Source organism: Microbacterium pumilum (genome assembly GCF_039530225.1).
Classification (GTDB): Bacteria; Actinomycetota; Actinomycetes; order Actinomycetales; family Microbacteriaceae; genus Microbacterium; species Microbacterium pumilum.
The window spans coordinates 3985187-4009234 of the sequence record NZ_BAAAOH010000001.1; the positions used below are offsets into that span (position 1 = coordinate 3985187).

General features: G+C 67.7%; 26 protein-coding genes. 8 read left to right on the top strand and 18 right to left on the bottom strand.

Annotated features, from left to right (window positions below; genetic code table 11):
* Positions 1-32: 32 nt before the first annotated feature.
* Positions 33-1217: an AI-2E family transporter gene (locus ABD188_RS17960; protein ID WP_344065533.1), complete on the bottom strand. Its 1185-nt coding sequence runs from the start codon at positions 1215-1217 to the stop codon at positions 33-35.
* A gap of 198 nt (positions 1218-1415) precedes the next feature.
* Between ABD188_RS17960 and ABD188_RS17965 the strand changes: the two genes are divergently transcribed.
* A complete protein-coding gene (locus ABD188_RS17965) occupies positions 1416-1586 on the top strand; it encodes a CsbD family protein (protein ID WP_344067232.1) in 171 nt (56 codons plus the stop codon).
* An 86-nt stretch (positions 1587-1672) separates the two neighbouring features.
* On the opposite strand, the gene ABD188_RS17970 is transcribed toward ABD188_RS17965, so the two are convergent.
* Both ABD188_RS17970 and ABD188_RS17975 read right to left on the bottom strand, forming a co-directional pair.
* Complete coding sequence (locus ABD188_RS17970) at positions 1673-3034, bottom strand: class I SAM-dependent methyltransferase (protein ID WP_344065536.1); 1362 nt, start codon at positions 3032-3034, stop codon at positions 1673-1675.
* Complete coding sequence (locus ABD188_RS17975) at positions 3031-4410, bottom strand: FAD-binding oxidoreductase (RefSeq protein WP_344065539.1); 1380 nt, start codon at positions 4408-4410, stop codon at positions 3031-3033. The genes ABD188_RS17970 and ABD188_RS17975 overlap by 4 nt, the downstream gene beginning before the upstream one ends.
* A gap of 89 nt (positions 4411-4499) precedes the next feature.
* On the opposite strand from ABD188_RS17975, the gene ABD188_RS17980 reads away from it, so the two are divergent.
* Entirely contained in the window at positions 4500-5180 is a 681-nt protein-coding gene (locus tag ABD188_RS17980; RefSeq protein WP_344065542.1) for a hypothetical protein, read from the top strand.
* Here the strand turns inward: ABD188_RS17980 and ABD188_RS17985 are convergent.
* A complete protein-coding gene (locus tag ABD188_RS17985) occupies positions 5141-6445 on the bottom strand; it encodes a glycosyltransferase (RefSeq protein WP_344065545.1) in 1305 nt (434 codons plus the stop codon). The two genes, ABD188_RS17980 and ABD188_RS17985, sit on opposite strands and share 40 nt — an antisense overlap.
* Positions 6442-8607, bottom strand: a complete 2166-nt coding sequence (locus ABD188_RS17990) for a glycosyltransferase (RefSeq protein ID WP_344065548.1) — start codon at positions 8605-8607, stop codon at positions 6442-6444. Before ABD188_RS17990 ends, ABD188_RS17985 begins: the two co-directional genes overlap by 4 nt.
* Before the next feature lie 117 nt (positions 8608-8724).
* On the opposite strand from ABD188_RS17990, the gene ABD188_RS17995 reads away from it, so the two are divergent.
* Positions 8725-9903 (top strand): polysaccharide pyruvyl transferase family protein, encoded by a 1179-nt coding sequence (locus tag ABD188_RS17995; RefSeq protein ID WP_344065551.1) that lies wholly within the window; start codon positions 8725-8727, stop codon positions 9901-9903.
* A 29-nt stretch (positions 9904-9932) separates the two neighbouring features.
* Here ABD188_RS17995 and ABD188_RS18000 read toward each other — a convergent pair whose 3' ends face one another.
* Positions 9933-10268 (bottom strand): winged helix-turn-helix transcriptional regulator, encoded by a 336-nt coding sequence (locus tag ABD188_RS18000; RefSeq protein WP_344065554.1) that lies wholly within the window; start codon positions 10266-10268, stop codon positions 9933-9935.
* 79 nt (positions 10269-10347) lie between these two features.
* Between ABD188_RS18000 and ABD188_RS18005 the strand changes: the two genes are divergently transcribed.
* Entirely contained in the window at positions 10348-11007 is a 660-nt protein-coding gene (locus ABD188_RS18005) for an FMN-dependent NADH-azoreductase (RefSeq protein WP_344065556.1), read from the top strand.
* 36 nt (positions 11008-11043) lie between these two features.
* On the opposite strand, the gene ABD188_RS18010 is transcribed toward ABD188_RS18005, so the two are convergent.
* The 5 genes from ABD188_RS18010 to ABD188_RS18030 all read right to left on the bottom strand — a co-directional run bounded on the left by ABD188_RS18010 (position 11044) and on the right by ABD188_RS18030 (position 14966).
* Positions 11044-11940, bottom strand: coding sequence for an SDR family oxidoreductase (locus tag ABD188_RS18010; protein WP_344065558.1), 897 nt, complete (start codon positions 11938-11940; stop codon positions 11044-11046).
* Between the two features lie 97 nt (positions 11941-12037).
* The gene (locus ABD188_RS18015; RefSeq protein ID WP_344065560.1) at positions 12038-12733 is read right to left on the bottom strand and encodes a hypothetical protein; all 696 of its coding nucleotides are present in this window, start codon (positions 12731-12733) and stop codon (positions 12038-12040) included.
* A gap of 101 nt (positions 12734-12834) precedes the next feature.
* Positions 12835-13464, bottom strand: coding sequence for a hypothetical protein (locus ABD188_RS18020; RefSeq protein ID WP_344065562.1), 630 nt, complete (start codon positions 13462-13464; stop codon positions 12835-12837).
* A gap of 42 nt (positions 13465-13506) precedes the next feature.
* Positions 13507-14049 carry a methyltransferase family protein gene (locus tag ABD188_RS18025; protein WP_344065564.1) on the bottom strand — a complete coding sequence of 181 codons (543 nt, stop codon included), beginning with the start codon at positions 14047-14049 and terminating at the stop codon, positions 13507-13509.
* A gap of 62 nt (positions 14050-14111) precedes the next feature.
* Positions 14112-14966: an aldo/keto reductase gene (locus ABD188_RS18030; protein ID WP_344067235.1), complete on the bottom strand. Its 855-nt coding sequence runs from the start codon at positions 14964-14966 to the stop codon at positions 14112-14114.
* Positions 14967-15148: 182 nt separating this feature from the next.
* Here ABD188_RS18030 and ABD188_RS18035 point away from each other — a divergent pair, with 182 nt between their 5' ends.
* The 3 genes from ABD188_RS18035 to ABD188_RS18045 all read left to right on the top strand — a co-directional run bounded on the left by ABD188_RS18035 (position 15149) and on the right by ABD188_RS18045 (position 17896).
* Entirely contained in the window at positions 15149-15538 is a 390-nt protein-coding gene (locus ABD188_RS18035; protein ID WP_344065566.1) for an SHOCT domain-containing protein, read from the top strand.
* A 190-nt stretch (positions 15539-15728) separates the two neighbouring features.
* On the top strand, positions 15729-16742 hold the full coding sequence (locus tag ABD188_RS18040) for a pyridoxal-phosphate dependent enzyme (RefSeq protein ID WP_344065567.1): 1014 nt from the start codon (positions 15729-15731) through the stop codon (positions 16740-16742).
* Complete coding sequence (locus ABD188_RS18045; protein ID WP_344065568.1) at positions 16739-17896, top strand: cystathionine gamma-synthase; 1158 nt, start codon at positions 16739-16741, stop codon at positions 17894-17896. Before ABD188_RS18040 ends, ABD188_RS18045 begins: the two co-directional genes overlap by 4 nt.
* Position 17897: 1 nt before the next feature.
* Here ABD188_RS18045 and ABD188_RS18050 read toward each other — a convergent pair whose 3' ends face one another.
* The 5 genes from ABD188_RS18050 to ABD188_RS18070 form a co-directional block, all read right to left on the bottom strand.
* Positions 17898-18119, bottom strand: coding sequence for a three-helix bundle dimerization domain-containing protein (locus ABD188_RS18050; protein ID WP_344065570.1), 222 nt, complete (start codon positions 18117-18119; stop codon positions 17898-17900).
* A gap of 157 nt (positions 18120-18276) precedes the next feature.
* Positions 18277-18717: a DUF1801 domain-containing protein gene (locus ABD188_RS18055; RefSeq protein ID WP_344065572.1), complete on the bottom strand. Its 441-nt coding sequence runs from the start codon at positions 18715-18717 to the stop codon at positions 18277-18279.
* Positions 18718-18721: 4 nt separating this feature from the next.
* Positions 18722-19111, bottom strand: coding sequence for a hypothetical protein (locus ABD188_RS18060; protein WP_344065574.1), 390 nt, complete (start codon positions 19109-19111; stop codon positions 18722-18724).
* 249 nt (positions 19112-19360) lie between these two features.
* A complete protein-coding gene (locus ABD188_RS18065) occupies positions 19361-21118 on the bottom strand; it encodes an AfsR/SARP family transcriptional regulator (RefSeq protein WP_344065576.1) in 1758 nt (585 codons plus the stop codon).
* Positions 21119-21152: 34 nt separating this feature from the next.
* Positions 21153-21404 (bottom strand): DUF4242 domain-containing protein, encoded by a 252-nt coding sequence (locus ABD188_RS18070; protein WP_344065578.1) that lies wholly within the window; start codon positions 21402-21404, stop codon positions 21153-21155.
* Positions 21405-21582: 178 nt separating this feature from the next.
* On the opposite strand from ABD188_RS18070, the gene ABD188_RS18075 reads away from it, so the two are divergent.
* Positions 21583-22467 (top strand): SMP-30/gluconolactonase/LRE family protein, encoded by an 885-nt coding sequence (locus ABD188_RS18075; RefSeq protein ID WP_344065580.1) that lies wholly within the window; start codon positions 21583-21585, stop codon positions 22465-22467.
* Positions 22468-22496: 29 nt separating this feature from the next.
* On the opposite strand, the gene ABD188_RS18080 is transcribed toward ABD188_RS18075, so the two are convergent.
* Positions 22497-23120, bottom strand: coding sequence for a Pycsar system effector family protein (locus ABD188_RS18080; RefSeq protein WP_344065582.1), 624 nt, complete (start codon positions 23118-23120; stop codon positions 22497-22499).
* An 86-nt stretch (positions 23121-23206) separates the two neighbouring features.
* Complete coding sequence (locus tag ABD188_RS18085) at positions 23207-23962, bottom strand: AfsR/SARP family transcriptional regulator (RefSeq protein WP_344065584.1); 756 nt, start codon at positions 23960-23962, stop codon at positions 23207-23209.
* Positions 23963-24048: the final 86 nt, after the last annotated feature.

Genomic DNA, 24048 nt, shown 5'->3' on the forward strand with positions numbered 1-24048 from the left:
GGGAGCGGGCGACGTCCCGGTCGGCTCTCGTGCTACTGCGCGGTCGCTCCCGGCAGGCTGGACACGCGGTCTGTCACGTCGGGTTTTCGTCGCGCCCATCGTGCCGGCGTCGTCGGCCCATCCCAGACCTGGATCGCACCCCATACGACGGCGGTGATGGGAACGGCGAGCACCGCGCCGAGCACTCCCCCGAGCACGGCGCCGACGGTCAAGGCGATCAGGATGACGAAGGCATGCAGTCTGAGCGAGCGTCCCATCAGGAACGGCTGCAAGAAGTTGCCCTCGAGCTGATTCACGAGCACGACCACACCCACCACCAGCAGGGCGTTGAACCATCCGTTCGCGACGAGCGCGACGAGCGCGGCGAGGATTCCGGCGACGGTGGCGCCGACGATGGGGATGAAGGCGAGCAGGAACACCAGCACGGCGAGGGGCAGTGCGAGGGGAACCTGCAGGATGAGCAGGCCGATGCCGATGCCCAGGGCGTCCACGAACGCGACGGCAGCGGTGCCGCGGATGTAGCTGCCGAGCGTGGCGACGGTCTTGTCGCCGATCCGGCGCGCCCGCGCGTAGTGCGCGCCGCGGAACGGGCGGAGCAGGAACTCCCAGAGCTGCGGGCCGTCCTTGAGGAAGAAGAACAGCACGGTCACCAGTAGCACGAGCCCGGTCACGAAGTTCGCCACCGCGCCGATGCCCGCGAGCGCACCCGAGCCGAACTGGGCGCTGGTGAGGAACTCCTGGATCGACGTCCACCATTCGTCGAGCTGATCCTGGTCTGGCGCGAACGGGAGGGTCTTGACCCAGGCGATCACATGCTGCACGCCCTCCTGCGCCTGGGAGTACAGATCATCCCACTGGTTGCGCACCGCCCAGGTGATGAGCCAGACGATCAGCCCGAGGATCACCACGATGGCAAGCAGCGCGAGCAGCGTTGCGAGCAGCGACGGGACTCCCTTTGCCCGCATCCATCGCATGACGGGCGCGAAGGCCGCGGCCATGATGAGGGCGATCACGACGGGGATGGTCACGACGGTGAGCTGCTGGATGCCCCAGATGATCCCCGCCGCGACGATGACGACGACGATGATCTGCACGCCGCGGATCGCGACCATGCCGAACCCGTCGGCCCACAGCCGCCATGGCGCCTTGTCGGTGTCGATCTCGATCGGATCGCCCTCGATGTGCACCCGCCGAGGCTCATTGCTGAACAGTCCCATGGGTCGACGGTAACCCGCCGGCGCCAACCCTTTGGCGGGTTGACGACGTCTGGTCGCCCGAGTAGGCACAGCTCGGACGCTTCATCGACCCTGACGGTCCGATGTGTCAAGCCCCTGGTTCGGATGGCCGGCGCGGAGTGAACTGTCATGAGAGTCGCACAGACCACGAGTGGTGCGACCACTACGAAGGAGACCGTCATGGGTGTCGACGACAAGATCAAGAACGCTGCACAGGACCTCACCGGCAAGGGCAAGGAAGCGGTCGGCAAGGCCACCGACAACGAGCGCCTCGAAGCGGAAGGCAACGTGGACCAGGCGGAAGCGAAGGCGAAGAAGGTCGGCGAAGACGTCAAGGATGTCTTCAGCTAGTCCCACCCGTCGATAACCTGCATGGGTGCGTCGACGCCGTTGTCAGTGAGGGATGCCCGGTGGGCATCCCTCACTCGACGTTCAGGCTAGGGCGTCCACCAGGGCCGCAGCGGCAGTCCGCCCGCGGGCGAACGGTCGTCGGGCTTGACGGCCAGCACCTGATGCAGCTGGATCCCGCCGGTCTCGAAAGCGAGCCGCGATCCCGCCATGTACAGCCCCCACACCTTTGCGGCGGGCAGCCCGATCTCGGCGACCGCGTCATCCCAGCGCTCGACGAGGTTGGCGCACCAGTCGCGCAGCGTCATCGCGTAGTGCGGGCGCAGGTTCTCTTCGTGCAGCACCTCGAGCCCGGCATCCTGAGCCTCGGTGATGATGCGGCCCGAGCCGGTGAGCTCGCCGTCGGGAAATACGTAGCGGTCGATGAATCCCTGTGCCGACGGCTCGGTCTTGTTGTCGGATCGAGTGATGCTGTGGTTGAGCAGCAGCGCTTCGGGCCGCATCCGGGACTGCAGGAAGCGGAAGTAGGACGGGTAGTTGCGCACTCCGATGTGCTCGAGCAGGCCGATGGACGACACCGCATCGAATCCGGTCTCGGCGATATCGCGGTAGTCGCCGTAGCGCACCTCTGCCAGGTCGGTCAGGCCCTCGTCGAGGATGGCCTGCTGGGCCCAGGACGTCTGCGCCCGCGACAGCGTCACGCCGGTGGCCTTCACCCCGCGACGCGCGGCGTAGCGCACCATGCCTCCCCACCCGCATCCCACGTCGAGCAGTCGATCGCCCGGCTTCAGCCGCAGCTTCTCGAACACCAGCCGGTACTTGTTCTCCTGCGCCTCGTCGAGCGAGGCCTCGTGGCTCGGATAGCACGCGCACGTGTAGGTCATCGACGGCCCGAGCACCCACTCGTAGAACGTGTTCGACACGTCGTAGTGGTGATGGATCGCCTCGGCGTCTCGGCTCTTGCTGTGCCGGAGTCCGCCCGCCACGCGACGCCAGCGCGGTGGCACCTCCTGGGGCGGCGGGGCGATCGGCCGCAGATGCTCGAACCCGATCGATCGCACGATCTGCGCCATCACGCGGGGCGACGGGCGCTTGAACTCGAGGCTCTCCGCCAGCGTCTTGAGCAGCTCGTAGGGATCGCCGGGGTGCACGCCCCGGATGTCGAGGTCGCCCGCGATGTAGGCGCGGGCGAGCCCGAGATCACCGAACCCGGTGGCGAGGTACGTCGTGCCCCGGGGCGTCTTCAGGTCCAGGGCGAACGGCGCGTCGGCGGGTCCCGCTGAACTGCCGTCGTATGCCGTGAACCGCAGCGGGAGCCTGCCCCCGGCGAAGATCTCGAGCACCTCGGCGAGGGTGAGCTTCGGCGGCGTGGGCGTCGGCGTCGTCGGGTCTGGGTCGACGGGATCGGTGGTGTCCGCGGCATCCGCAGCTCGCTCGTCGAACGTCGTCATCGTCGTTGCACCGCCTTCGCATACAGGCCGAGGAGTCGCGAGTCGGGGTCGTACCGCTCCTTGACCTCCCGGTAGGTCTCGCCGCCGTACAGCCGGTCGAACTCGTCCGCCGAGTAGTACGCGTCGGAGTACAGCGACTTGTGCCCATCGAGCTCACTGACGCGGCGCTCGATCCTCCGATTCGTCTCGCCTTCGGTCCGTCCGACGGGGACCGTCGACCAGAACCCGACGTTGACGTACGTCTGCCGCGGCTCGATCGGATACAACGGCCAGCCGTCGTCGTCGCGCAGCCGCAGCGGGCACAGCCAGATCGGCGTGATCGGCACATTCGCCAGGAACCAGTCCACGAACTCGACCGTGCGCTCGATGGGGATCTCGACGTCCTGGATCACGCGTTCGCGCGGCGGGCGCCCGTGCAGCTTCTCCAGGCGATCGCCGATGTCGAACCGCCGTTCCAGCCGCATGAGCTGCCAATACGAACTGCTCCGCCGGTACCGGCGTGGCCAGAAGCGGCGAACGAGCGGATGCTGCGCCCCGAACGCCTCGGAGCACCAGAACCAGTCGGTGTCCCATCGCCACAGGTAGTCGTGAATCGTGAGCCGGTCGGCCGTGACCCCGTCGTCGTGCTGGATGGAGCGGTAGAAGATCTGTCGGCCGGTGTAGTCGCTGACCGGGCCGGGCGCGTCGGTCTGCACACCGACGCACAGGTAGCTCTCATCGGCGCTGAACACCACACCGTCGAGGTAGTCGACCGCGACTCCATCGAGGCGACCCGTGGCGACGATGCGATCCATGGCCTCCACCAGTTCGGCGACCGCGTGGAACCGCAGGTGGGTGAGCGTGACGAACGGCTTGACCGTTTCGAGCTCGATCCGCAGCCGCACGGCGTAGCCCAGCGTCCCGTACGAGTTGGGGAAGGCACGGTACAGATCGGCGTGGTCGCTCGGCGACGCAGTCACAACCTCGCCCCCGCCGGTGAGGATGTCCATCTCCCGCACCGACTCGTGGGGCAGCCCGCTGCGGAATGACGTCGACTCGATTCCGAGCCCGGTCACGGCGCCGCCGAGTGTGATGGTTTTCAGCTGAGGCACCACGAGCGGTGCCAACCCCAGGGGCAGCGTCGCGGCCACCAGGTCCTCGTATGTGCACATTCCCGCCACGTCGGCGGTTCGCTCGTCGACGTCGATCGCGATCACGTCCGTCAGTCCGGACGTGTCGAGCCCTGCGACCCTCGCCTTCTCCCGCGACCGGAACAGGTTCGAGGTGCGCTTGGCGAGCCGGACCGGGGCCGTCGGCGGGATGGCTCGATAGCTCTCGAGAATGCGCTCCACGCCGGCCGCGTGAGGGGTGACAGCGTCGGTTGAGGGAGCGGACACGCGTTCAGGTTAGTCCGCGGCCGAATCGGGGTGAAGAGGGGGCGCGACCGCGCCGGCCCATCGGCGCCCAGGCCACGTACGCTGGAGGGATGCCGCCCGTGACCGTCGTCATCCCCTGGCGCCCGGCTCCCTCGCGCGTCCCCGCGTACGACTTCGTGCGCGACTGGTATGCGCGCCACCTCCCCGACTTCTCGGTGCGCACGATCGACACCGAGGATGACGTCTTCGTGCTCGCCGCCTGCCGCAACCGGGGCATCGCCGCCGTCGATCCCGATGAGGTCGTCGTGGTGTGCGACGCCGACACGATTCCCGAACCCGAGCCGCTGCGAGAAGCGGTCACCGCCGCCCGCGCCAGCGGACTCGTCCACTTGCCGTACACCGAGTACCGGTGGCTCGGCCGCACCGGCGACGCACAGCTGCGCGCCGGCGTGCCGGCCGAGGAGTGCGAGCACGAACTCGTGATCGGCGCCTGTTCGGGCGTCTATGTGACGACCCCGCGCACGTGGGCGCGTCACGGTGGGCAGGACGAACGATTCCGAGGGTGGGGATTCGAGGATGCCGCGTGGTACCTCGCTCACGAGGCCCTCCTCGGTGGCCCGCCGGTGAGGCACGAGGGCCGGGTGTACGCCCTGCACCACGCGGCAGAGGTGCGGGCTGGGGCGAGGTACGAGGCGAACGCCGTGCTCATGGAGCGGTATCGCGCCGCCGAGGGCGACCCGGTGGCGATGGCTCAGCTCGTCGCGGACTCGAGGCCGGTCAGCAGCTCGTAGGCGATCCGAGGGCCGGGTCGTTCGGCCTGGTCCCTTGAGATGCGCCGCAGCAGCGGCATCCCGACGAGGTCACGGACCGCCGCGAGCGCCTCTGTGAGTTCGTGGACGGCGGCGCTGTTCGGGTCGAGCGCCCGACCCAGCCCGGTGCGCTCTATCGCGGCGGCGCCCGCGAACTGGTCCGTAGAGAACGGAAGGACGAGCAGTGGCACGCCTTGCCCGATCGCCTCGGTCACCGAGTTGTTGCCGCCGTGCGTGACCGCGAGCCGCGCGGCGCCGAGCAGCCGCACCTGCGGCAGATACTCGCGGACGAGCCAGCCGTCAGGTAGCGCCCCGAGCTCTTCGGCTGGGGTGGATCCGGTCGCGATGGCTGCCGGCATCCCGATCGCGGCGAGCGCTTCGGCGACGCGACGCAGGACATCGCCGCGGACCGACAGGAAGCTGCCGAAGCTGACGTACGCGTATTCGCCGGTCGCGGCCATCCACTCCTCGACCTGTTCGTCGACGTCCTCCACGCGGCGGGTGGAGCCGAGGAACGCGTGCGGTGGCAGCATCCGTCCATCGCCGTCCGCCAACTCGCCCGGGTAGTTGTAGAGCACAACGTCGCCATGCTCGGCGAACGCGTCGTCGGTCTGCGGCGCCGCGGGGTCGAGCGTGCGCGCGGTGCGGTTCCATTCGGCGGTGAAGCGAGCCGACACCTCGTCGCACAGCGAGCGCAGATCGGCCAGCTCGTCGGGCCCCGGTGAGAAGGCCGTGGGCCAGAAAGGCGGGTAGCCGTAGACCTCGCCCGCCACCGGAAGAGCGCTCGGGTGACCGAGCACGACGTCCGCATACGCGATGCCGGCCGTCTGCAGTGCGAGCCGTGCGCTGAACGCCAGGTGGTCGACCAGGATCACGTCGGGCTGCACCTCCTCGACCGCGGCCAGGGTTCGTCGGCCGGCATCCACCGGCTCCCACATGAGGTCGGTGAGGCGCTCGCTCGCCTGATAGCGGAGCGTCGGCACCATTCCGCGTCGGGTCGCATCGAAGAATCCGCGCAGCGAATCGGACTCATCTCCGGGCTGCTCCTCGGCGCGGATGACTCGCGCGTTGCTGCCACGCCCGAGCGGCAGGTCGTAGCGCTCGAGGCCGAACCCGCGCACGATCGGATCGGTCGCGGCGCCGGTCGCGACCACGACCCGGTCACCGGCATCTCGCCAGGCGGTCGCCAGCGTGGCGAGGGGCAGCAGGTGCGAGGCGTAGTCGGGACTGATGATCAGCACCGTCACAACGCGACTCTGTTCACGGCGCTTGCGGCACGGATGAGCTCTGCCTCCTCGGCGGCGACACCGCGGTAGACCGGTCCGAGGGCTGCGGCCATCGCCTGGATGGTGAAGCTCGTGCGCACCATCTCGTGGGCGGATTCCGCTCTCGCTCGGTCAGGGGTTGCCGCGACGTCGAGCGCTGCGCCGACACCCGCCTCGAGCCGTGCGGGGTCCCAGGTCTGCGTCAGCACGCCGGTGGTCCCGTCCTGCACATATGTCGCGGGGCCGCCGCCGTCGGGAGCGACCACCATCAGCCCGGTGGCCATCGCCTCGAGCAGGGCGATGCCGAACTCCTCCTTGACGCTCGCGCAGACGTACACCCCGCCTGCCGCCGTGAGTCCGGGCAGGCCGAAGCGTGCCGCGGCCAGCCACAGCGCCGCCACGTCGTTGGGTCGATGGCCGGCGAGGATGAGGCCGCTCCGATCGCGGTCGGCCGCAGGCACCGCGGCATCGATGCGGTCGAGCTGCTCGCGCTCGTCGAGGGACGGGTGCTCGAGATCGCCGCCGATGATCAGCAGGTTCGCCCGCTCGCGCAATGGCCCGGCCGCCCATACTTCGACGAGCGTCGCCATGCCCTTCACGCGGTGCAGCCGGCCGAGGCTCACAACGAGCGGCAGCTGGCGACGCTCGTCGGGCAGGCGCTCGATCAGCGCGGCCAGCTCGGCGATCGCCTCCGGCTGCTCAGCGCCGGTGCGGCTGTCGCGGGCCGAGGCCACCGCACGGTCGACGACTTCGAGGTCGACTCCCTCGGCCACGATCGTGTGCCGCTCGGGGTGCGACGTGATGTCGATGCCGACGAGCTGGCTCATGTCGCGCTGCAGCTCGGGGCGCGGGAACAGCACAGTGTGCGCAGCGTTCGAGGCCAGGTTCTGAACGAGGTGGGTGCGGAACCAGAAGTGCTCGCGCAGGTCGGTCGCCCCGAAATCCTCGCGCGTGAGCGCGCCCGACCGGTCGAGGGAGCGGATCACGGCGTGCGGATCGGGGGCGACTGTGAACACGGTGGGGATGCCGAGCTCGCGCGCGACATCCGCAGCGGCAAGGCTGCCGACATCCGTCATCCGCAGATGCAGCAGGTCGACCGGTCCCGCGGCGCGCAGGATGCGACGGATGCCGCGCCGCGCCGTGACACGCAGCGGCCAGGCTGCGGCGGACGGCACCGGCTGCGGCAACAGCGGCACGCGGCCGTAGACATGGCCGGATGTCGCTGACCCGATCTCGAGGAGGTCTTCTGCGGCCTGCGCGACCGGTCCGCGCGAGAGCGTGATCACACGCTGAACACCGGTGCTCGGATCCGCGACGAGGGCATCGCCGAGGCGCACGAGCAGCGTCGCGATTCCGCCGTTGTCACCGGCGCCGACGGCCGCGAGTGACGGGTCGATGTCGGCGTGCAGGAACAGCTGCCCGATGGTCAGACCGTCCGCCCGGGCGGTGCGCGCGTCGGGGACCGCGTCGAGGTCGATGAGGGCCAGCCGCGCGGCCTCGGCCAGCCTGCCATCGCCGCTGACGAGCTCCTCGAGTGCATCGGCGATGCTCGGGATGCCGCGACGCTGGCCGAGGGCGGCGATCGCCGCGACTCGCGCGTCCTCACTGTCGCGGCCGTCACGGGCGATCTCGAGCAGCAGGCGGCTCGCGATCGCGGGACGGATCAGCCCGAGCGTCTCGATGAGCCGTGACCGCGCACCGGGCTCGGTGGTGACCTGCAGAGCGGTCTCCAGGCTCACTGCCAGGGTTTCCGCAGCGGCGGACGACCATTTCTCGAGCGTGCGCTGAGCGAGCATCCCCGTGAAGCCGCCGGCGGACACCTGGCCGATCAGGCGCCCCATCGCGTCGAACCGAGGCAGGCCCGAGCCCAGCGCCCACGCGGCATGCTCGCGGATCGTCGCGCGATCGTCCGACAGGAGGGAGGTCAGCATCCGCGCAGCCTGCTCGTCGAACACCTCGGCGAGAGCGTGCACGGCGGCGATCGCGGCGACCTGATCGTCGCCGTTCAACGCGGTCGCGAGTACTCGCAGCGTGCGCACCCCCGGGTCGCGACCGGCCTCGAAGGCGAGGTCGTCGGCGAGGCGGATTCCCTCGACGATCCCGGGGGCGTCGCGCACTGCATCCAGAGCCGTCTGAACGCCCATATCGTGTCCTGTCGTCGGCCGCCACGAGCGAGCGGACGTTCGATGGTAGTCCTGCGGGATGAATCCACCCGGTGGGCTAGCGTGAACGGGTTCACGCCAATATCCTGAGGAGCTTTCATGCACGTTGTGGCACTCGGCGACGTCGGTGTGATCGACGACATGATGCACATCGGCGATGAGGCGATGTTCCAGGCCGCCCACGACGAACTCGACTCCCGTGGCGCGTCGCTCGTGGCCGTCTCTTCGGTTCCGGACGAGACCGCTGAGCGCTATCGAGTGCGGGCCGTGCCGCGCATCCGATTCGACGGACTGGGCCGCGCCGCCTCTGAGGCCCGACTGGAGGCCGTGCTGGCACGGGCAGACGGACATACGACGCTCGCGCCGGACGACAGCGCACATGCCGTGGTGGCGGCGGTCGCGGACGCCGATGGCGTGTTGATCGCCGGTGGCGGCAACCTCGCCTCCACCTGGCCGCTGCATGTCTACGAGCGGGCCGCGCTCGCCGGGATCGCGGCGCGGCTGGGTCGGCCGCTCGTGGTCACGGGGCAGACGCTCGGACCACACCTGCACGGCCGTGACCGTGAGCTCGTCGCAAACCTGCTGCGCTCGGCGAAACTCGTCGGCGTTCGCGAGTCATCCTCGCTGCAGCTGGCCGCCGACCTCGGTGTCACCGCGCGCCTCGGCGTCGACGACGCGTCGTTCGTGGGTATGCGGTCAGGCGATGGCCCGCCGGCTCGCGACGGCGTGCTCGTGAGCCTCTCGCTCTCCCTCGGACGGGCGCCGCGGGCCGACACCGTCGCTCGGATCGCCGCGCTTCTGGATGAAGCCGCCGACGTCGTCGGCGGTCCGGTGCGTTTCCACGCCCACTTCGGATCGCTCTCCGGCACCGCCGCGCGGGGTGACGCGGTGCTGCACGACGAGGTGCGGGCATGCATGCGGGCGCCCTCGACGGTCGTGCCCACCGGAGCACCGCGGGCGGCGGCATCCCTTGCACGATCCTCCGCCCTGCTCATCACCGGGCGGTACCACCCCGCGGTGTTCGCGACGCCCGCGGGCGTCCCGGTGCTCGGGCTCGTCACGGACGACTACACGGCCGTCAAACAGCGCGGGGCGCTCGCGCACTGGGCGCAGGATGCGACCGTGCCGATCTCCGAGGCGGACAGCAGCGGCATTCCCCGATTGCGCGGGCTGTGGCACGAGCGCGAGCGCATCGGTGCCGACGCGATTGTCCTTCTCCCCCGCCATCGCGGCGATTCACAGCGCTGGTGGGATGCCGTGGCGACAGCGCTCGGCTGAGTTCGTCGCCGTCGAGCGCAGCCGTTCGCTCAGCGCGCGAGACTCAGGTTCTCGCGTGCCCAGAGGCCGAGCTGGTCGAGCAGCGGCACGAGGCGTTCACCGCTGGGAGTCAGCTGGTATGTCACCGCAACGGGCGGACCGGGGTCGACGGTCCGCACCAGCAGATGCGACTCCGCAAGCTCTGACAGCCTGTCCGACAGGACGGCGTCGCTGATGCCGGCGACCGCGCGGCGCAGCACGACGAACGAGAGCGGACCGGCGCCGAGTGCGTCGATGATCATCCCGTTCCAGCGCTTGCCCAGGATTGAGAACGCGAGGGTGACGGCGGCGTCACACGCATGCCCTCCCTGCTGCTCTGCATCCATCCGCCCATTCTATTGGTGCTACGCTCGTCTTAGGCACTCTGTATTTCTTAGTGACTAGTCGAATCTGATCGGAGTTCTCGTGACCCTTTTCCGTCTGGATGCCAGCATCCTGCCCGCCACATCCGCCAGCCGTTCGCTCGCCGACCTGGTCGAAGAGGAGTGGTCCGCCGCGCATCCCGACTCGGCGATCACCCGCCGCGACCTCGCCGCAGATCCGGTTCCGGCGACCGCGTGGCAGGATTCCGTGCTGGGCCGTTTCGCGCCTGAGCCGGACCGGACGGATGCGCAGCGCGATGCGATCGCGCTCGCGACGGCATTCGCCGACCAGCTCGTGGATGCGGACGCCCTTCTGTTCGCGGTGCCGCTGTACAACTTCGGCGTCTCTCAGCACTTCAAGACCTGGTTCGACCTCGCGTACACCGATCCGCGCATCGATCCGACCGGCACCGCCCTGCAGGGAAAGCCCGCGACGCTGGTGACGGTCCTCGGCGGCAATTACAGCCCGGGCAGCCCGAAGGAGGGCTGGGATCACTCGACTCCGTGGCTTCGCCGCGTCCTGCAGGATGTCTGGGGCCTCGATCTGCGCGTCGTGCAGCGGCCCTTCACCCTCGTCGGCGTCAACCCTGCTCTCGACCAGTTCACCGACCTGGCGGCCACGCTCAAGACCGAGGCCGAGTCCGGCGCCCGTCAGTCCGGCCGCGAGCTCGCCGAGCTGCGCGGCAAGCCCTCAGCCGCGTAGCGCCTCCGACGCGAGCGAGCGGCACCGGGGCGGCCCTCAGGGCGTCGGGGTGCCGCCGTTCACGTTGAGGGTCTCCCCCAGCACATAGCTCGATTCCGCCGAGGCGAGGAACACGTACGCGGGCGCGAGCTCCGCCGGCTGGCCGGCGCGGCCGAGCGGAGTCTGCTCGCCGAACTCGGCGATCTTCTCCGGCGGCTGTCCGTCCGTGACCTGCAAGGGCGTCCAGATGGGACCAGGGGCGACCGCGTTCACGCGGATGCCCTTCGGAGCGAGCTGCTGCGCGAGGGCCTTCGTGAAAGCGTTGATGGTGGCTTTCGTGGAGGCATAGTCGACCAGGATCTCGGACGGCTTGTACGCCTGCACCGAAGTCGTGTTGATGATCGCCGAGCCCGCCTTCATATGGGGCAGCGCAGCCTTGGTGATCCAGAACATCGCGTACACATTCGTCTTGAACGTGTCGTCGAACTGCTCGTCGTCAAGGGTGGTGAGATCCTCGTTGTAGACCTGCTTGCCGGCATTGTTCACGAGGATGTCGATGCCGCCGAGTCCTTCGACCGTTCCCGCGACGAGGTCGCGGCAGTATTCGGGATCGCGGAGGTCGCCCGGCAGGGTGATCACCGTCACGCCCGCGTCTTGGACGATGCCGGCGATACGCTTCGCGTCGACCTCCTCGTCGGGCAGGTACGACATCGCGACGTCTGCGCCCTCGCGCGCGAACGCGATCGCGGTCGCCGCGCCGATCCCGGAGTCCGCGCCCGTGATGAGCGCCTTACGCCCGGTGAGGCGGCCGCTGCCCCGGTAGCTCTCCTCGCCGAGATCCGCCTTCGGCGTGAGCTCGGCATCCAGACCCGGTTCAGGCTGGTGCTGCTTCTTCGGCTCGAAATCCGCGTAGAGCTGGGTCGGGTCGATGAACGTGTACTGATCGCGTGCCATGCGGTCAGCGTAGGTAGTGCCTCGCCGACTCCCCGGGGGCTGGTGGCCGCGGACTTCGCGTGCTATCGGTCAGTGGACTTCAGAGTGCCGGCGCCGGTCACTGCGGGGCGACATCCGCCCGTCGTCGGTAGTTCTGGATGAGGATCAGGATGCTGACCGCGAAGACCCACGCGGGGAAGATCAGTGTCGCCCACAGGCTGAGCGTCGTGACGAAGAGCAGGACGATCGCGACGGCATAGGTCACGAACGACAGCCATCTGGGCATGACTCCGGTGCGCAGCCACATCGTCGCCAGTGAGATCAGCAGCACTCCGGCCATCCGGAGCGCGTAGACGTTGCTGACCTGCAGCATGACCGCCCGCCCGAAGTTCCCCACTTCGACGCGACTGGCCGCGTCGGCCACGAAGGGCACAGTGGCGACGATGCCGCCCGCGATCGCGGCAGACACGAAGACCATGGCCAGAAACAGCAAGCCGCTGCCGATGAACACCGAGGAGAACAGCTGGTCTTCCGACTCCTTGAAGCGATCCCTCACGACTCCCATGAACCACAGAAACGCAATGCCTGCGAAGGGAACCAGCGACAGTCCGATGGTGAGGCGAGTCACTGCAGCGTCGTCGAGCCAGTCGGCGGTGGGCGAGAGATGATCAGGCAGCGAAAGGCGCATCAGGACCAGTGCGACCGTGAAGAGGATGGCGAACAGCACTCCGGCGAGCGCTGCCGCTCGCGGCGTGTTCAGCCGCCTCCCGATTTCGGGCTTTCTGGCCGGCTCCGGGCGGGACGGTTCGGTCATGGGCGGCTCCGTCCGTGGTGTGATGCATCACCGAGGCTATTCCACGTGTCCGCCCCGTGACAGGGGCACACGGCATCCCTCGGACCAGCACCTCGAGCACCTCAGAAGGTGACCGGGAAAGTCAGCAGAGCGATCACCCCGATGAGCGAGAGTGCTCCGGCGAGCCCCAGGACGATCCGCGATGCCAGCAGTGAGATGCCGCGCTGAGCGATCGCCGAGAGGAACAGGACCAAGGCGAAGAGCACCGTCATGAGGGAATACCTGTCGCTCTTGTCGTTGAAATCGATGCCCTGCTGGAACTTCGCGTCGGCATCGGCCAGTGCGGCGACGGATTTCTCGGTTCCGGGAGGCACATAGACCTTGAGGGCGAATGGTCCCTTCTCGACCCGCCCGTCCGCCTCCCATGCGGTGAAGGCCTTCGCGAACTCGGGTGAGAAGCGGTCCTCGATGTAATCCGCGAGGTCTTCGTCGCCCTGAGCCTCGGCGATCACCCACTGGGCGTACACCGCGAGGTCGAGCGCGCGCGCATCGCGCGCTTCGCTCTCGAAGCTCGCCGCGTCGATCCGCGCATCGGACGCCTCGTTGAAGGCGACGGACGAGTTGCCGCCCCACTGCGAGGCCTGGAACCCGCACCACGCCGTCAGAACCGCCACGAGCGAGAGCAGGAGGACGGCGATGAGCTCGTGGAGCTCGCTCGGATGCGGGCGTGGCGCCGGTGCCGCTTCGTCCATGCCCCGAAACCCTTCCCCACGCGGAACCTGTTCCCCGTCACACTATTGCCTGCATTGATCCGGTGACGTCGATGATCCCGTCTGCGGGGCGTGCCACGGGATGAGGCGAGGAATCCAGCGGCGCACGTGGGAGCGGTACGCGGCGTATTCATCGCCGAAGGTGCGGGCGAGCGTGGGCTCCTCATAGACCATGACGAAGGCGGTGAACGCGGCCCAGATGATCGCCGCGTAGATGAGCACGGCGACGCTCGCGAACCACATCGCCTGCGCGAGGATGATCGCCAGCACAGCGACGTACATCGGGTTGCGCACATGCCTGTACAGCCCGGTGACGACGAGGTGCTCGGTCGGTGCGATCGGTGCGGGGGTGCCGATGCCCTTCAGCGCGAAGCGAGCGAAGCATTCGACCAGCGCGATCGTTCCGGCGACTCCGAGCGCCAGCCCGGCCCATTTCACCACCGGCGGGTCGAGGTGCCACGCCTCATCCTGCCCCTGAGCCAACAGGAACGGGATGAGGAACGCCACGACTCCTGGCGCGACGATGAAGAAGACCAGCGATCCGATGACGGCAGCCGTCCGGCCCATGCGCTGAAGTATTCGCCTCGCCGCCGTCGCTGTCCAGCATCCGGGATCAACCAGTCACGTGGTCATCTCTGCCGCTTGTCGAAGTTGATCCGTGCAGCGGGGAAGATGATGCGTCCGACCCAGTCGGGCATGCGGAAGAACGGCCTGTTCCGGTCCAGTTCCGCGATGGACGCCATCTCCTCGGAGGTGAGCGCGAAGTCGAAGATGTCGAAGTTCGACCTGATGTGCTCAGGGTTCGTCGATCGCGGGATCGCGATGTTGCCGCTCTGCAGGTGCCACCGGAGGATGACCTGGACGGGCGACTTGCCGTGCTTCTCGCCCAGCCGCGCGAACAGGGGTTCGGCGAGAAGCCCCCGGTCTGCGTGCCCGAGCGGGTACCACGCCTCGAGTACCGTGGCGAACGGGGCGAGGAACTCCTTCAATTCGCGTTGCTGGAAATACGGATGACACTCCACCTGCGCGACCGCCGGCAGGATCTTCGCACCGCTGACGAGATCGGTGAATCGCCGCTGATTGAAGTTGCTCACACCGAGCGTCCGGACTTTTCCGTCCGCAACCGCCTCCTCCATCGCCTTCCATGCGCCCCTGTAGTCCCCGTACTGCTGATGCAGGAGGAGCAGGTCCACGTAGCCGGTTCCGAGTCGCGCCAGGGTCCGGTCGATCGCGACGACCGCTTTGTCGTAGCGGAAGTCCGGTGGCCAGAGCTTCGAGGTGACGAAGATGTCCTCGCGCGAAAGGCCGCTGTCACGGATCGCCGCTCCTACCGCGCGCTCGTTCAGGTAGGCGTTCGCCGTGTCCACCGATCGGTAGCCCACGTCGAAGGCGCAGGCGAGTGCGGGTCCGCAGTCCGCCGATCGCACCTGGTAGACACCGATTCCGAGTTGCGGAATCTGCGCTTCGTTGTTCAGCGTGATCATGTTCACAAGTGAAGTCTCCTCGTCGAGACGCGGATGCGGGTCAGTGCCGTTGGAGCAATATCACCCTCACTGTATGAGGCCGGATGACGGCGCCGGCCATACCTTGAGCTGAGACCGATTGCTCGACCTCACCGTGAACAGTCGCGCGTGACCCTCACGCCGACGGAATGAAAGGCGTCATCATGCTGACCGGCTCCTTCTGGGACTTCCTCCTCTGGATCTTCTGGTTCTACATCCTTTTCGCGTGCATCTGGATCTTCATCACGATCATCTTCGATCTGTTCCGCGACCACTCGCTGAACGGCTGGGGCAAGGCCCTCTGGGTGATCTTCCTCATCGTCGTCCCGTTCCTCGCTGCGCTGATCTACCTCATCGCCCGGGGCAAGGGCATGACCGAGCGTGAGCTCGAGCGCCGCGGGCAGGCGCAGAGCGAAGCCAACAGGTACATCCGCAGTGTCGCCGGCACCTCGTCCCCCGCCAGCGAGATCGAGTCCGCCAAGAAGCTCCTCGACTCGGGAGCCATCACGCAGGCGGAGTACGACTCGCTGAAGGCGAAGGCGCTCGCCGGCTAGTCGCACGGGGCTTCCGGAGGAGCCCGAGCGGGTGCCGGCCACCTGACTTGCCGGTGCCGATGCTTCCGGTTACCGTGGACGCGTGAGCCCTACCTGTCGTTGTTGTCGCTGAGCGCCAGCCGCTCTCTTCGACGACCACAGACAGCGTCCGCGCCTCTGAGCGCGCGGCATCAGGATCAGGACACCCATCGTGCGTTACGCATCACACGTGGCCGACCTTGTCGGCAACACCCCGCTCGTCCAGCTCAATACCGTCACGCGCGGCGTCCGCGCGACGGTGCTCGCCAAAGTGGAGTACTTCAATCCCGGCAGTTCGGCCAAGGATCGCATCGCCAAGAACATCGTCGACGCAGCTGAGCGAGACGGCCTGCTGGGTCCGGGCGGAACCATCGTCGAACCCACCAGCGGTAACACCGGTGTCGGCCTCGCACTCGTCGCCCTCCAGCGCGGGTACCGGATGATCTTCGTCGTGCCCGACAAGTTCGCGGGCGAGAAGGTGGCCGTGCTCAAGGCCTACGGCGCGGAGGTCGTGACGACTCCGACGAGCGTGCCGCCCGAGGATCCGCGTTCGTACTACAGCGTGTCGGATCGGCTCGCCCGCGAGATCCCGGGCGCCTTCAAGCCCAATCAGTTCGCCAATCTCAATGGTCCGCGCGGGCACTACGAGACGACCGGACCCGAGATCTGGCGCGACACCGACGGCAGGATCACTCATTTCGTGGCCGGGATCGGCACCGGCGGCACGATCTCCGGCACCGGAAGATACCTGAAGGAGGCGTCGAGCGGGGCTGTGACCGTTATCGGCGCCGACCCCGAGGGGTCGATCTACAGCGGCGGTCCGATCCACGGCTACCTCGTCGAAGGTGTCGGCGAGGACTTCTGGCCCGCGACATTCGACCCGTCCGTCGTCGACGGCTATGAGCGCGTCACCGACGCCGAGTCGTTCGCGATGACGCGGCGCCTCGCGCGCGAGGAGGGTCTGCTCGTCGGCGGCTCCTCGGGAATGGCCGTCGTCGCCGCACTCCGGGCGGCGAAGAGTCTGCCGTCCAGCGCCGTCGTCGTCGTGCTGCTGCCCGACCACGGTCGGGGCTATCTCTCGAAGCTCTATGACGACGATTGGATGCTCGACCACGGCTTCGAGGTGACGCCCGCGGGCACCACTCCGCATCCGTTCACCTCGACCCCCTCAGGAGGGACAGCATGACCGCTCAGAACGCGGCGCACGGATTCGCGAGCCTCGCGGTCCACGCAGGCCAGGACTTCGATCCCACCACGGGCGCCGTCATCCCGCCGGTGCATTTCTCGACGACGTTCGTCCAGGACGGGATCGGGGGCCTTCGGAACGGATACGAGTACGGGCGGAGCGGAAATCCCACGCGCACGGCTCTGCAGCGACAGCTCGCCGCTATCGAAGGCGGCGTGCACGGGTTCTCGTTCTCGTCGGGCCTCGCCGCAGAGGACACCCTGCTGCGGGCGGTGCTCCGCCCGGGTGACGACGTCCTGCTCGGAAGCGACGTGTACGGCGGAACCTATCGGCTCATCGCCCGCATCCTGGGTTCATGGGGGGTCGGCCTCCGTGTCGTGGACATGAGCGACCTCGCCGCCGTGAGGGCTGCGCTCGAAGAGCGTCCGGCGCGGATCGTGTGGGTCGAGACACCGTCGAATCCGCTGCTGCGCATCACCGACATCCAGGGGCTCACCGCACTCGGCCACGATGCCGGCGCGCTGGTCGTCGTCGACAACACGTTCGCCTCGCCCGCCTTGCAGCGCCCCCTCGCCCTGGGAGCGGATGTCGTGGTGCACTCCACGACGAAATACATCGGCGGCCATTCGGATGTCGTGGGTGGAGCGCTGGTGCTCAACGATGACTCCCTCGCATCCGAAGTGGGCTTCCTGCAGTTCGCCGTCGGGGCCGTCTCGGGGCCGTTCGATGCGTGGCTCACGACCCGGGGCATCAAGACGCTCGACATCCGGATGCAGCGCCACAGCGAGAACGCTGCCGCTGTCGCCGCTCTGCTTGACGGACACGACCGCGTCGCGCGGGTCTTCTACCCCGGCCTTCCGGCGCACCCGGGCCACGACCTCGCCGCGCGGCAGATGTCGGCGTTCGGAGGGATCGTCTCGCTCGAGCTGGAGTCGGCTGCCGCGGCGCGGCGATTCGCCGAGTCCACGCAGCTCTTCCAGCTCGCCGAGTCGCTCGGCGGGGTCGAGTCGCTGGTCAACTATCCGGATGCGATGACGCACGCCTCCGTCCGCGGTACCGAGGCCGCAGTCCCCGAAGAGGTGGTTCGACTTTCGGTGGGCATCGAGACGATCGACGACCTTCTTGCGGACGTCGACCAGGCGCTTCGCGCGTAGCTCAGGCCGGGTGACCCGAGCGGTCCGCCGACCACCCTCGCAATCGCTCCTTGGCTTGGCGTTCTACGAGCGCCGGTGCATAGCTTCTGATCGGATGCCCGCCGAAGGCTTCCTGCGCCTCGAACGCGACGGCTTCCACATCGGGGGGCGGCACGTCGGGGAACTGCTTCTCGAGCCGATCGATGATGCTGGCGATCTCGTTGTCGTCGTGCGAAGTATCCATGGTCCTGTCGTCCTTTGTCGCGTTAGATCGACACAGATAGGCGACCGGGGTCCGGGGCAGCTATGACGTCACGCTACGCCCACATCCGAACAGCCGCAAACGCGGGCAACACCTCATCCCGGAGCGGACCGACGGCGCGGGGCCGAACGTCTCGTCGCTACCCGTCGGCCTTCCACAGGATCTCGCGTATCGGCCCGTCTTGGGATTTCGATTCGATGAACTCGAACGACGCCTGAACGATCTGCTCCAGCACTGCCACGTCGATGTCGCTGAGCCGCGTGATGTAGACGCAGTATCCCGTCGTGGAGTGCTTGCCCAATCTCGCCAGCAGATCCGAGTGGCGGGCCGTGCCATCCATCAGGTAGACGGTCAGTTTGCCTTTCCTGGGATAGAAGCCGATCGTGTGGCCGTCGCCTTCGCGGCCGCTGTCGTATTTGTAGTGGTACGTGCCGAACCCGATGGTGCCGACATTCCACAGCGTCGGCTCACGGCCGCTGATCCGCCGCATCATCTCGATCAACGTCTCGCTGTCCCGGGCAGTCTGGTCGTCAAGCGAAGCGACGTAGTTCTCGACCGAGCGGTCGCCGTGGTCGTCCATTGCGTCAGCCGATCGGGAAGACGTACGCCACCAGCGCCACGATGGCGGCGACGGCGAACGCCAGGAGGGTGATGAGCAGCGCCTTGCGCTGGTCCTTCCGGCGGAACTCCGCCTCATGGACGGTCTCCTCCGAGCCGAGCTCTCCGAAGTTGTAGAGCCCTCGCGATGCGAAGCCGACGCAGAAGTGAAAGGCGGCCTGCAGGAATCCCTGCGCCGACAGGAACACGGGCAGCGCCACCAGCAGCCGCCACGGAGCCGCCCAGCCGAGGGCGAACGCGACCGCCAGGAACACGACGGCGATCGCGAGCCCGACGAACCCCGACATCCGACGCCGCCGGATCTCGGCCGGCCCGATGTTGCACACGCCCGGCTGGTACACGGCTGTGTTGTTCATGCCGACATTCTGACGCACGGCAGCCCCATTGAATCGGCGGGACATCAGGAAATGAAGAAGCCCCGACCGTTACCACGCGGCCGGGGCGAGACGAATGAGAGTTCGCCTATCCCCCCTATGGTACCGCACGGGGCGCCGTCGCTGGTCCGGCGCCGTGTGCCGCCTCCGGCCGCTCAGTCTCCGCTGCCGGGCCTGACGCCCGGACGATTCAGGGCACGACGAGCACAGCCGGCCCCGCATCATGACCAGTCAATCCCTCTCGTCGCGCAACATCCGCGCGCTCTGATCACGACCGGCAGCGGCGCGCCCGACTCGCATCCGGGTCCGATCGGTGAGCACCTCCAACGCGTCGATCCAGTCCGTCGTCCGGGGATGCCCGTGCGCTCGGCCGAGTTCGCACAGCGCATCGAGGATGTACCCCTCCAGCCACACGTAGGGATCGGCGAGGCGATTGCATCGTGCATGGGCATCCATCATGATCTCGAACGCCCGGTCGGTGTCACCCCGGGCCTCGGCGACGAGGGCGAGCGCGCGCGCCGACATCCCCTCCCAGCAGGGATCGCCGAGCTGGCACGCTCGGGCGAACGCCTGCTCCAATACCGTTGTCGCGCCCGCCAGGTCGCCCTGGACGAGTTTCGCCTCACCGAGGATGGCCTGGGGCCAAGGGAGGAACGCCAGCCAATGGTCACGCTGTGCCACGACGATCGATTCAGCCAGCCAGGATTCTGCCTCCGCGGGCCTCCCCGAGAGCAAGGCGGCCCGTCCGAGCATCGCGAGACCGTACGCCTGCCGACGTGGTTCGCCCGCCGCTGCCGACTGGGCGATCCCCGCCGCGAGCAGTTCACCCGCGCGGTTGAAGTCGCCGCGGTCGCTCGCGATCGCTCCAAGGTAGGTGGTGGCCTTCGCCTCCACCGCCGGCCAGCCGTCGCCGTACCTCAGTGCGTCATTGAGCCAGCGCTCGGCCCGGTCGTAACGCGCACGGAGGAAGTCGACGTATCCCAGCTCGGCTCGGACCTCGGCCACGGCCGCCCATAGCCGGTGCGTTCTTGCGATCTCGTCAGCCTCGTACAGCCGCGCCAGGCCCTGCTCGTCCGACCCACGGAGCCCGTGGATCAGAGCCTCGGCCAGTGCGATCCGCGCGGTGACCCGTCGTTGCGGGTCGCCGGCTCGGTCGGCCAGCTCGGCTGCCGCACTGAGCGCCTCGATGCCTGCCGTGATCGACCCCGCAGACACAGCGGCCGAACCCGCCTCGGTGAGCGCGTCGATCGCGGCTGCGTCCACCGCATCCGGCCGGACGCGGATGCGTTCGCGATATGCCGCGTCGATCGTAGGCCCGGGAGGCACGCCCAGTTCCTGGTGGAACAGCTCCCGGCACGCGTTGTATTGCCGGTCCGCTGCCTGATCGTCCCCGGCCAGCCGATAAAGCCGGATCAGGAGAGCCTGGTGATTCTCGTCCAGGGGACTCATGGTGCAGGCGCGCAGGGCGTAGCCGAGGGCCGTATCCAGATCACCTGTCGACATCGATCCGAGCGCAGCCTCGTGCAGGACTGCCTCGGAGACCGCCGCCAGGTGTCGCTGCTGCGAGATCAGCCAGGTCTCGTACGCGCCGGCATATCGAACCGCCGTTCCGTCGAGCAGTCCCATGCCCAATCCCGGAAGGTCGACTGCCTCAGACCAGGTGCCGCGCACGAGCACCCGAACGTCCACCACCGCATCGGAGGGCAGAGTGAGTGCGACCGGATCGCCGTCTATCGAGGCGCCCTCGCCGAGTCCACGACGGATCTCGGCGAGGCACCAGCGGAGCGCCCGAGCCGGGTCATCCGCTTCGCCGAACAGCATTTCGGCAAGCTGGGCCCGGCTCGGGCGACGTTCGCTCAGGAGCAGGTACGCGAGGAGAGCCCAGCTCTTGCGGCTGCGAAACTCGTACTGCTCGCCCGCGGAACGATCAATCAGGGGGTGTCCGAGGAGCTGCACAGTCAGGCTCGGACGATCGATGATCGCCGCCACGCCCTCATGCTCTCGCATTTCCCTCGACGAGTGGTCAGGAGTGCTCGTGGACCGGGTAGATCTCGTCGGCGACCAGCCCGTGGGCTTCGCGGTGCACCGTGTTGGCTGCATCCGCATCGGGCGCCTCGACGAGGCAGAAGATCTTGCCCGCCTGCTCGTCGACCCAATAGCGGATGTAGTTCACGCCGTGCGCGCTCTGGGTGGCCAGGTCAGCCTGATGCGCGCCGGCGACGTCGGCTTCCGCAACGCCTCCCTCGATGGTGTGGACGTCCATGAAGAGCGTCATGAGGTGCTCATTTCTGTCGTGACCGACGCGGTTCGCCGGATCTGTTGCTGACAGCACATCGCACGTGCGTTTGACGCGGCGTTTGACGTTCGACGCTGGACGGATTCGGGCGTTCGATGGGACGCTGACGTACGTACGAGGATCAAGTCAGGGCCCCTCGGAACGAGAAAGGCGACGTGTGCAGATTCCGACCCAGCTGACGATCATCGACGATCGGATGCAGCATGTGCGAGCGGATGCGCATTACACCGTCTGCTACACGAACGGAAAGTGGCTCGAGGGTCCGTCCTACTCGGCACAGGGACGGTACCTGCTCTTCAGCGACATCCCGAACGATCGCACTCTGCGACTCGATGAGATGAGCGGTGCTGTCACCGTGTTCGATGAACCGTCTCGTTTCGCAAACGGCCGGACGCACGATCGCACCGGACGGCTGGTCACGTGCCTGCACGGCGACCGCAGTGTCGTGCGGCGCGAGCACGACGGCCGGGAGGTGACCATCGCGGCGACATACGGCGGTCGCCGGCTGAACAGCCCCAATGACGTCGTCGTCAGCTCTCGCGGTGACATCTGGTTCACAGACCCCACCTATGGCATCCTCAGCGACTACGAGGGTCACGAGTCAGTGCCCGATCAGGATGTGCGCGGGCTTTATCGGTGGACCGAGGGCTCAGCGGAGCCTGTGCTGGTGTCGAGCGAGTTCATTCAGCCGAACGGGCTGGCGTTCGCCGACGATGAAAGCAGGCTCTTCGTCGTGGACAGCGAGCGCGACACGATCTCGGCCCTGACTCTCGACACCGGAGGGGGTGTCCACGCGCGGCGCACGGTGGTTGCAGACGGGCTCGGCTTCGACGGCATCCGTGTGGATGCCGCGGGTCGGATCTGGGCGGCCACGCGGGACGGGGTCAGCTGTTTCGACGGCGAAGGAAGCGAGCTGCTGCGGATGTCGCTGCCAGAGCCCGCGTCGAACCTCGAGTTCGGGGGCCGCCAGCGCAACGTCCTTCACGTCACGGCGACGACGAGCCTGTATTCAGTGCGGATGTCTGTGCGCGGGAGGTCGTGAGCTCAAGTGGGCGAGCGAGAGTAGGGCTGCTACGGGAACAGGGTTCGGACGGCCTCGAAAATCGCCACGGCCGATGCGAACACCACACCTGCAATGGTCGCGGAAATCGCGAAATAGAGCCTGCGGAACTTCTTGTACGCCCAGCTGGCGCGTCCGTGCACCGTGCGAGCCAACTCCTCATTCAAGGAGAGCGTCGCCACGTTTCGGCAGTACTCGACATATTCCGCATTGTCTTCGTGGCTCGCTATCCAGCCAAACGACGTTCTACCGTTCCGAGCGTGGTCGTGGCCCTGCGGCCACAGGTTCTTCCTGTTCGGCAGGATCGTGTAAAGGCCCACCAACAATGCGATGAAAAGGGATATGAATGCCACCCCGAGGCCCCAGCGTGACACAGGTGCAAGGTGCCCGACAAGCGGTGACTCGCCCGTGACCGTCGCGCCCATTGCGGCGATGAGAATCGAGTCCGCCGTCAGCAGCAGACCCGCCTTCGTGTCACCGAAGGCCACCTGCGACTGAACGTCGTCCTCCATCCAATGCAACCATTCTTGGGGTTTCTGATCGTCGTTCCACCCCTCGTCGGCGGCACTGTCCTTGGACTCACTCATCTCAATCCCTGACTTCTCCGGGGTGACGAAGGTCGCGGCTGTGTTCACAGGCAAACACTCGAAGTGGACCGGCTTCGTTCAGAGGACGCTCGGGGTCATCGAGCGGGCAGGCTAGGGCACTTGGACTCGTTCATTTAGGCCAGGTTCCGCGATGCCGGAGTCGACCCGCACATCTGGATCCACGCGCGAAAGACGGCGCTTGGTTCCACGCCCAACTCGCGTCGCGCGATGTCGCGGTACCTCACGTACGTACGTCTGGCTTCAACGAAGTTCCCCTCCGCCGCGTGGGCCTCCGCCAGGACTCGATGCGCACTCTCCCGGAGGGGTTCGACAGCGACTGCGTCCACCGCCGCGTCGATCGCCTCGCCATATCGGCCGGCGCGGCGCAGCGTGCAACTCAGCACCTCGAGTGAATGAAGCATCCGCTGCCGAATCCTTTCTCGCTCGAAGATGACCCATTCGTCGTACCAACCGGGAAGAAGTTCCGCGACTGTCGTCGTCCAATTGGGGACGTGGAGATCCTCCTCCCCGGCGGTTCCGCTGATCAGGCGATCCGCCCACTCGCACAGGGCGTCAAGGTCGGTCGTCGTGTGCTCTCGCAGGAACACGCTCGCCTTGTCGGATTCGAGCACGGTGATTCCCGCGCCGCGCAGACGCCACAACGCTGAGCGGAGGTTTCCCGACGCCCTGTCGTCCGAACCGTCGGGCCACAACGACCCGGCCGCCTGCCGTCGATCGACTCGGCCGCGCTGCAACGCGACGAACGCGAGGACGCGTTTGCAACCCTCGGGCACCAGGTACAGCTGACCGTCTTGCAGGACCGTAGGATTCCCGAGGAGGTAGACCACATCGGACGCCGCCTGACGAGGTTCCATGTACGCGACGGTCATGGCCAGACCCCCTGCTCGACCGATGTGTGAGACGCCAACGCTAGGGACGGTAGGGGGGCGGCGTCACCGAAGCGTCACAGCTGCGG

Coding starts and splice junctions, on each gene's coding strand:
- ABD188_RS18050 (WP_344065570.1), bottom strand. CDS start 18,119: ATGGATACTTCGCACGACGACAACGAGATCGCCAGCATCATCGATCGG.
- ABD188_RS17960 (WP_344065533.1), bottom strand. CDS start 1,217: ATGGGACTGTTCAGCAATGAGCCTCGGCGGGTGCACATCGAGGGCGAT.
- ABD188_RS17990 (WP_344065548.1), bottom strand. CDS start 8,607: ATGGGCGTTCAGACGGCTCTGGATGCAGTGCGCGACGCCCCCGGGATC.
- ABD188_RS18055 (WP_344065572.1), bottom strand. CDS start 18,717: ATGGACGACCACGGCGACCGCTCGGTCGAGAACTACGTCGCTTCGCTT.
- ABD188_RS18060 (WP_344065574.1), bottom strand. CDS start 19,111: ATGAACAACACAGCCGTGTACCAGCCGGGCGTGTGCAACATCGGGCCG.
- ABD188_RS18020 (WP_344065562.1), bottom strand. CDS start 13,464: ATGGACGAAGCGGCACCGGCGCCACGCCCGCATCCGAGCGAGCTCCAC.
- ABD188_RS18000 (WP_344065554.1), bottom strand. CDS start 10,268: ATGGATGCAGAGCAGCAGGGAGGGCATGCGTGTGACGCCGCCGTCACC.
- ABD188_RS18030 (WP_344067235.1), bottom strand. CDS start 14,966: ATGATCACGCTGAACAACGAAGCGCAGATTCCGCAACTCGGAATCGGT.
- ABD188_RS18010 (WP_344065558.1), bottom strand. CDS start 11,940: ATGGCACGCGATCAGTACACGTTCATCGACCCGACCCAGCTCTACGCG.
- ABD188_RS18015 (WP_344065560.1), bottom strand. CDS start 12,733: ATGACCGAACCGTCCCGCCCGGAGCCGGCCAGAAAGCCCGAAATCGGG.
- ABD188_RS17970 (WP_344065536.1), bottom strand. CDS start 3,034: ATGACGACGTTCGACGAGCGAGCTGCGGATGCCGCGGACACCACCGAT.
- ABD188_RS18035 (WP_344065566.1), top strand. CDS start 15,149: ATGCTGACCGGCTCCTTCTGGGACTTCCTCCTCTGGATCTTCTGGTTC.
- ABD188_RS18070 (WP_344065578.1), bottom strand. CDS start 21,404: ATGACGCTCTTCATGGACGTCCACACCATCGAGGGAGGCGTTGCGGAA.
- ABD188_RS18085 (WP_344065584.1), bottom strand. CDS start 23,962: ATGACCGTCGCGTACATGGAACCTCGTCAGGCGGCGTCCGATGTGGTC.
- ABD188_RS17995 (WP_344065551.1), top strand. CDS start 8,725: ATGCACGTTGTGGCACTCGGCGACGTCGGTGTGATCGACGACATGATG.
- ABD188_RS17965 (WP_344067232.1), top strand. CDS start 1,416: ATGGGTGTCGACGACAAGATCAAGAACGCTGCACAGGACCTCACCGGC.
- ABD188_RS18045 (WP_344065568.1), top strand. CDS start 16,739: ATGACCGCTCAGAACGCGGCGCACGGATTCGCGAGCCTCGCGGTCCAC.
- ABD188_RS17980 (WP_344065542.1), top strand. CDS start 4,500: ATGCCGCCCGTGACCGTCGTCATCCCCTGGCGCCCGGCTCCCTCGCGC.
- ABD188_RS18025 (WP_344065564.1), bottom strand. CDS start 14,049: ATGGGCCGGACGGCTGCCGTCATCGGATCGCTGGTCTTCTTCATCGTC.